6 protein-coding genes are annotated in these 7,500 nt (G+C 53.9%); all 6 read left to right on the forward strand.

The window, feature by feature from the left end; genetic code table 11:
• A partial coding sequence (locus AC1DSG_RS24410) for a GlxA family transcriptional regulator (RefSeq protein WP_477793188.1) occupies window positions 1-773 on the forward strand: 773 nt, incomplete at its 5' end.
• A 322-nt stretch (window positions 774-1,095) separates the two neighbouring features.
• Entirely contained in the window at window positions 1,096-1,818 is a 723-nt protein-coding gene (locus tag AC1DSG_RS24415; protein ID WP_477793189.1) for a GntR family transcriptional regulator, read from the forward strand.
• 98 nt (window positions 1,819-1,916) lie between these two features.
• The gene (locus AC1DSG_RS24420) at window positions 1,917-3,236 is read left to right on the forward strand and encodes an NAD(P)/FAD-dependent oxidoreductase (RefSeq protein ID WP_477793190.1); all 1,320 of its coding nucleotides are present in this window, start codon (window positions 1,917-1,919) and stop codon (window positions 3,234-3,236) included.
• 171 nt (window positions 3,237-3,407) lie between these two features.
• A complete protein-coding gene (locus AC1DSG_RS24425) occupies window positions 3,408-4,739 on the forward strand; it encodes an MFS transporter (protein WP_477793191.1) in 1,332 nt (443 codons plus the stop codon).
• A 95-nt stretch (window positions 4,740-4,834) separates the two neighbouring features.
• Window positions 4,835-5,740: a dihydrodipicolinate synthase family protein gene (locus AC1DSG_RS24430; protein ID WP_477793192.1), complete on the forward strand. Its 906-nt coding sequence runs from the start codon at window positions 4,835-4,837 to the stop codon at window positions 5,738-5,740.
• Complete coding sequence (locus AC1DSG_RS24435; protein ID WP_477793193.1) at window positions 5,737-7,233, forward strand: aldehyde dehydrogenase; 1,497 nt, start codon at window positions 5,737-5,739, stop codon at window positions 7,231-7,233. The genes AC1DSG_RS24430 and AC1DSG_RS24435 overlap by 4 nt, the downstream gene beginning before the upstream one ends.
• The last annotated feature ends 267 nt before the right edge of the window (window positions 7,234-7,500 follow it).

Raw genomic sequence — 7,500 nt, forward strand, 5'->3', positions numbered from 1 at the left:
TGGTCATCCGGCCAGATACCCATATCAATTGTTCCGAGCTTAAAGACCTCGATCTGTTGGTCATTTGTGGTGGTTACAGGACTGAGCTCATGGCCTCTGATGAGTTCATCCATTTACTGAAGGCAGCGGCAGATCTAGGCATCACTCTTGCCGGATTGTGGAATGGGGCATGGTTCCTTGGGCGCGCAGGATTGCTCGCCGGTTACCGGTGTGCCATTCACCCCGAACACCGCCCCGCACTTGCCGAGTTCTGCAAGGCGACACAGGTCAGCAGTGAGCCTTATGTGATTGATCGAGACCGGCTTACGGCCTCCAGTCCATCCGGGGCATTCCACATGGCGCTGGACTGGATCAAAGGACTGCACGATAAAGCCCTTGTTGAGGGCATTGAGGACATTCTTGCTTTTGAAGAGTCTCGCTACCGACGCATCAAGCCGACAGAGAATATCTGTTTGAGTGCGCCGCTACGCGAGGTTGTCAAGCTGATGGATGCCAACCTCGAAGAACCGCTGGAGTTGGAGCAACTGGCGGTCTACGCCGGACGTTCACGCAGGCAGCTCGAACGCCTGTTCAGGGAGCAACTGGGAACTACACCTCAGCGCTATTACCTGGAGTTGCGCATCACCGAAGCGCGTCGGCTTCTGCAACACACAGAGCTCTCACAAGTAGATGTGCTGGTTGCTTGTGGCTTTGTTTCACCTAGCCACTTCAGCAAGTGCTACAGCTCTTACTTTGGCTATCGCCCGTCCAAGGAAGTCAGACTGGTCAAGTAGAGATGTCTCCATTCAGTTGATGCTCAGACAGAGGCCCCTCCCGCCATTCGAGAGGCGAACGCACCCAAGTATACGCTTGGGCTTTGTCACGACGATTACCCGCTTGACTATTCGTCAATGAACCGGTGCTGCCGTCTGCGCCTTGTGCAATTTGATCCCTCTGCTTTAACCGAGGATTCCCATCTCAACGGCCACTCGTCGCTAGGTGTTTGCGGCTGTTTTGAATGTGTATTTTAATTGTAGACACAAAGAATAATGTTGTTTTATAGTGACAATACAGGTAGTAGACAGCGTTCACTCACCAGTACAAAGGTTTCTAATAATGGCTATCAAAGAACTCGATCTGCAGGCTTCCTCGGATCTGCCTGTCGACCGTAAAGCTGTGCTGGGAGAGGCGTTACGGCGCCGGATTCTGAGCATGGAGTTGGCACCTGGTGCAGTCGTGGACGAACTGGCCTTGTGTGACGAGTTCGGCCTTTCTCGCCCACCTGTACGCGAACTTATGCGGCAGATGGCTGCCGAGGGATACATCGATCTTGAAGCGAACCGTGCCGCACGAGTTTCGTCGATGAGTTACCAGTCGCTCAGAAGCTTTTTTCTGGCAGCTCCGTTGATTTACATCGCCACTACCCAATTGGCGGCTGCGCATGCAACTCCTTCTGAGATTGCAGAGCTGAAACGCATCCAGGCGTTCTTCCGCACGGCCATCGAAGAAAAGGATGTAGAGAAGCGGGTGCTTTACAACGACGAGTTCCATTTGCAGATCGGCAAGATGGCTCACAACGCTTACTTGATGCCAAGCCTGCAGCGCTTGCTAATCGACCATGCGCGGTTGGGGAAGATCTTCTATCGCCATCCCACGACAGTGGACATGCAAGAAGACCTGGAAGTGGCGGCGCAACAACATGACGACATGATCAGTGCCATTGAAAACCATGATCAGGTTTTGGCTGGAGATATCGTTCGCGCACATTTGGAATTGTCGCGACGCCGTATGTCCGAATACGCCGCACCGGAAGGTTTGGATGTAGCACTTACCTACTAAAAAGCGGCACCGATGCCACTTGCATGAACAGTGTGATGAGACGTGCAGAAGGGACGCTTTTAGTAACTACAAATATAAAAGAGCCCAGGTCGCGAAAAATGGCAAAAATCAGATACACACCTGCAGATGACTCTACATGCGGCTGGTTCCACCTAAGCCAGCCGAGAGTGGCCCGTCCCTCCCACTCTGGAATTCGCTCGGCGCGGTGGGTTGTGCTGGGGGCCGGATTTACCGGGCTTGCAGCAGCTCGCCAACTGGCACTGAATTTTCCGGATGACGAGATTGTCTTGATCGAGGCCCAGGAGGTCGGCTATGGGGCCTCCGGCAGAAATGCCGGTTTTGCCATAGACCTGCCACACGATATCGGTGCAGATGACTATATCGGCGATATCAAAACAGCAAAAATCAGCATGGAGTTGAACCTGACAGGGCAACACATTCTGAGAGATCTCGTGGAAAAACACCGGATTGAGTGCCAGTTCCGCATGTGCGGAAAGTATCAGGCTGCGATTGAAGATCGGGGTATCTCGGTTCTGGATGCTTATCGCCGTGGTCTGGACAAACTCGGTCAAGAATACGAAATGATCGAAGAGAAGGATTTGCCGAATCACATCGGAACGCATTTCTATCGTAAGGCTCTTTTCACCCCGGGCACGGCACTCATCCAACCGGCCGCCTTGGTGAAGGGGCTAGCCGACAGCCTGCCGGCCAACGTGACGCTTTATGAAAATACGCCGATTACTGACGTGGAGTATGGCGACAAAACCATTCTCACCCATAAGAACGGTCGTATTGTTGCGGACAAGTTGTTGCTGACCAATAACGCGTTTGCCATGAGCTTCGGTTTTCTGAAAGGGCGCATGCTGCCGATATTTACCTATGGCAGCCTGACCCGGCAGCTGACGGAAGATGAGCAAGCACGTCTGGGAGGCAAACCCTATTGGGGCGTGATTCCAGCCGATCCCTTCGGCACCACATTGCGCCGGACAACGGATAACCGCCTGTTGGTGCGTAACAGCTTCAGCTTCAATGCCGATGGACGCAGCCATCAGAAATACCTGGAGCGATTTATCCAGCGACACAAAGATTCGTTCGATCGCAGATTTCCCATGCTCCCCGATGTCAATTTCGAGTACACCTGGGGTGGCTCACTGGCGTTGTCGCGCAACCACATGGCGCATTTCGGGCAACTGGCTAACAACGTCTACGGTGCACTCTGCTGCAATGGACTGGGTGTAACCCGTGGCACGGTGACAGGAACTTTGTTGGCCGACTGGCTGGCTGGCAAGAGCAATCCACTGATCGATTTTCTGTTGTCGTCCCCAGGGCCCAACAGAAACCCACCCGAACCCCTACTTTCAGCAGGCGTGAATATGAACTTGCTGTGGGGGCAGTGCCGGGCAGGTAAAGAAAGCTGATTACGCATCACGCTAATAGGAAAGTTAGACGTTAAATTATTGGTTTGAAGTTTTAGCTTAATGGTTAGCCCATTAAGGCTGATGGTTTCTTATCGAGGCGGCTTTGATTCGCCCGCATTTTGGGTTTGCGCTTCAGCCCTCTGAATGACCGAAGCGGAATAGGAGACAATAATGACAAGTCCTAATATCTCTATTGAGGATGTTCCTCTCAATAATTTTCACCGTTTACTGACTGCTCGTTCCGGAGGCGGGTCATTTGTAGATGGTTATGTGTTGAGCATTATCGGTATCGCGATGATGCAAATTACATCAGCGCTCCAATTGTCGGAATTCTGGCAAGGAATGATTGCCGCATCGGCACTCATGGGGGTGTTTTTCGGTGGTTTCATCGGTGGCTGGCTAACCGATAAGTTAGGTCGAAAGAAAGTTTATTTCGTTGGCCCAACGCTGTTCATTATTTGCTCGTTGGCACAGTTTTGGGTTGAGTCAGCACCGGCATTGTTCGCGCTCAGATTTATCATTGGTCTGGCAGTGGGTATTGAATATCCCGTGGCCACGTCGTTACTGGTCGAATTCCTGCCTAAGAAACAACGCGGGCCGAGGCTCGCAGCGCTGACCATCCTTTGGTTTGCGGGCGCGGCTTTTGCCTACGTTGTGGGTACTTCAATTCTGAACGTGGGCGGTGATGACGCCTGGCGCTATGCGCTAGCGAGTGCCGCCGTCATTGGTCTGATGCTGCTGTTGTTACGTGTCGGTACTCCTGAGTCCGCTCGTTGGCTCTTGAGCAAAGGGCGAAAGGGCGAGGCAGAGCGCGTGATCAAACATGTGTACGGTCAGCACTATTCGCTTCGAGATCTCCCTGAAGAACCAGATCAAAAGAAAATGTCATTCCGGGATTTGCTTCACTCCGGGTATGGAAAACGGCTGTTCTTTGTTTCCATCTTTTGGTCATGTTCGATTATTCCTGTTTTTGCAGTCTATGCCTTCGCCCCCAAGGTTCTCCTAGCGTTGAATTTGAAAGGGGAGTGGGCCTCCTATGGTTCCATGATCATCACGATGCTGTTTGTTGTGGGGTGTGTGCTCGCAACAAGGCTGATTAACACAATTGGCCGGCGCTGCATGCTGATTCACAGCTTTCTATGGTCTGGTTTGGCGCTGTTGGGATTGGCGACTTTTTCACACAGCAATGCAGTGGTTGTGCTTTTCCTGTTCGGGGCCTACGCGCTGTTTATCGGCGGAGCACAAGTGTTGCAGCTTGTTTATCCGAACGAGTTGTTCCCTACAGAGATTCGTGCATTTGCCGTAGGCATCGGAACTTCCCTTTCCCGAGTGGGAGCAGCGGTTGGCACTTACCTGGTACCTGTTTCGCTACAGACCCTGGGTATCGGCAATACGATGTATGTGGCTGCCATGGTCACCTTTGTCGGGCTGATGGCAGCTTGGGCCATGGCACCTGAAACACGCTCCTTGAACTTGCGCGACGCAGCGGCGCTGAGCAATTGAAAAACTGCAATTGAGCCGTCAGCGATGAGTTGTCCCTGATAAATGGCGGTGGACGCCAGGTTGAATAACATTCCCTTAGTGATGGAGAGGCAATCATGAAATTCGAAGGCATTTATACCCCGGCAATCACTCCTTTGACCGCAACCGGAGAAATCGACAAGGCCGCTTTCGCCGACGTGCTGGAGTATCTGATCGAGTCGAAAGTGCACGGTATTATCATTGGTGGTTCGACCGGCGAGTACTACGCCCACACCTCTCAAGAGCGTATCGAACTGGCGACCCAGGCTAAAGACGTGATCGGCGGACGCTTGCCACTGGTGGTGGGTACGGGTGCCATCCGTACTGAAGACTCCGTCGAATACGCCAAGGCGGCTCGAGAGATCAAGGCCGATGCGATTCTGGTGGGCTCTCCGCCTTATGCATTGCCGACCGAGAAAGAAAATGCCATCCATGCACTGACCGTGGATCGCGTTGCCGGCCTGCCGATCATGCTCTACAACTACCCGGCTCGCATGGGAGTCAGCATGGGCCCTGAGTACTTTGCGGCCGTTGCCGAAARCAAAAACATAGTGGCCATCAAGGAAAGCTCCGGCGACATGGCGCAAGTCCATCGTCTGGCACGGGAATACCCGAACATCAGCCTGTCCTGTGGCTGGGATGACCAAGCGCTGGAGTTCTTCGCCTGGGGTGCGCGCAGCTGGGTATGCGCCGGCTCGAACTTCATTCCCCGTGAGCACGTTGCGCTCTACGAGGCCTGTGTCGTCGAAAAGGACTTCGACAAAGGTCGCAAGATCATGAGTGCGTTCATGCCGCTGATGGACTTCCTGGAAAGCGGAAAATTCGTTCAGTCGATCAAGGTGGGCTGCGAGTTCAACGGCCTTCGTACCGGCGGTGTTCGTTCGCCTCTGCAACCAATGTATGACCATGAGAAACAGGCTTTGCAGGACATCATCACCACTTTGAAACGTGACGTCGCCCAGGTGACCGGGAGCGCAAAATGACTGGCCTTCTCAGCGGGGCAGAATATGCCGCCATCGCTCGGGAACTGAAGTTCCCGACTCAGTCGTTCGTCAATGGTGAGCCCTATGCCTCGGTGTCGGGAAACACCTTCACCACGACGAACCCGGCGACCAATGACGTGCTGGCAGAGATTACCGCCTGCAATGCTCAGGATGTTGATTTCGCGGTGGCCAATGCCAAGGCAGCGTTCGAAGATGGCCGCTGGCATAAATTGAGCCCGGGCGAGCGCAAGAAGGTTCTGTTGCGCTTTGCCGATCTGCTGGAGCAAAACTCGCACGAGCTTTCTGTCCTGGAAAGCCTGGACAGCGGCAAACCCGTTCGCGAGTGCCAACTCACAGATGTTCCGGAAACTATTCACATGATCCGCTGGCATGCGGAGCTGATCGACAAGATCTACGACAGCACCGCACCGGTCGGTTCCGGCGCGTTGAGTCTGGTGGTGCGTGAAGCCATCGGAGTAGTGGGTCTGGTTTTGCCCTGGAACTTCCCGCTGCTAATGCTGGCCTGGAAAATCGGCCCGTCGCTGGCCGCAGGGTGCTCCATCATCGTCAAACCGGCCAAGGAGACCACCTTGACGGCGCTGCGTGTCGCCGAACTGGCTCATGAGGCCGGTGTGCCGGCCGGTGTGTTCAACGTGCTGTCGGGCGGTGGCGGTGAAGTGGGCGAGCCACTTGGCCGGCACATGGACGTGTCCATGGTCAGCTTCACTGGCTCGACAGCTACCGGCCGCAAGTTCCTTAACTATGCGGCAGATTCGAACCTCAAACGCATCGTGCTTGAGTGTGGCGGCAAGAACCCGGCAGTGGTGATGGATGACATTGAAGACCTGGATCTGGTCGCCAGCCACGTCGTCAATGGTGCGTTCTGGAACATGGGCGAAAACTGCTCGGCTTCCTCGCGTTTGATCGTGCATGCCGACGTCAAGGACGAGTTGTTGAAGCGCATCGGCGTTCAGATGCGCGACTGGAAAATGGGTGATCCACTTGATCCAGAAAACCGCCTTGGCGCCATGGTTAGCAAAGCGCACTTCGAGAAGGTTCGCTCCTACCTCGAGCAAGCTGCTGTCGAGAACCTCGACGTCGTTTATGGCGGCAACACCCAGAGCGATATTTTTGTCGAGCCGACTGTTGTCGATGGTGTAGGTGTCGATAGCCGACTGTTCCAGGAAGAGATCTTCGGCCCTGTGCTGGCGGTTACCACGTTCAACACCGTTGACGAGGCTATCGCGCTGGCCAATGACTCGGTGTATGGCCTGGCTGCTTCGGTCTATACCGACAACCTGCGCAACGCGATCAAGCTTTCACGCGAGATTCGTGCGGGGATTGTGACGGTGAACTGCTTTGGTGAGGGCGACGCTTCCACGCCGTTTGGTGGCTACAAAGAATCCGGCTTTGGTGGCCGCGACAAGTCAATCTGGGCCCACGATCAGTACACCGAAATTAAAACTATCTGGATTGACGTCTCGGAACGGTAATTCGCCGAACTGAGGACAGCGATAAGCGCACCAGTCTCGAATACCACGAATGTCGGGACGGGTGCTGCTCTAATTCGTAAGCCACCATAGCGAAAATAAAAAAACACCAGCTCTGTCTTTTGGCGACCAATAAAAACAACAGCACGACGAGATCAGGTTAATGCTAATCATTCATCAAAATTGCATTTTCGGGTGCATATTAAAAACGGCTAGTTTCTCGGCCAAGGGACGCGGTAATAGAACGCAGTGCTCAATGCTGCCCATGAC

The sequence above is a fragment of the Pseudomonas sp. P5_A12 genome, assembly GCF_056400685.1.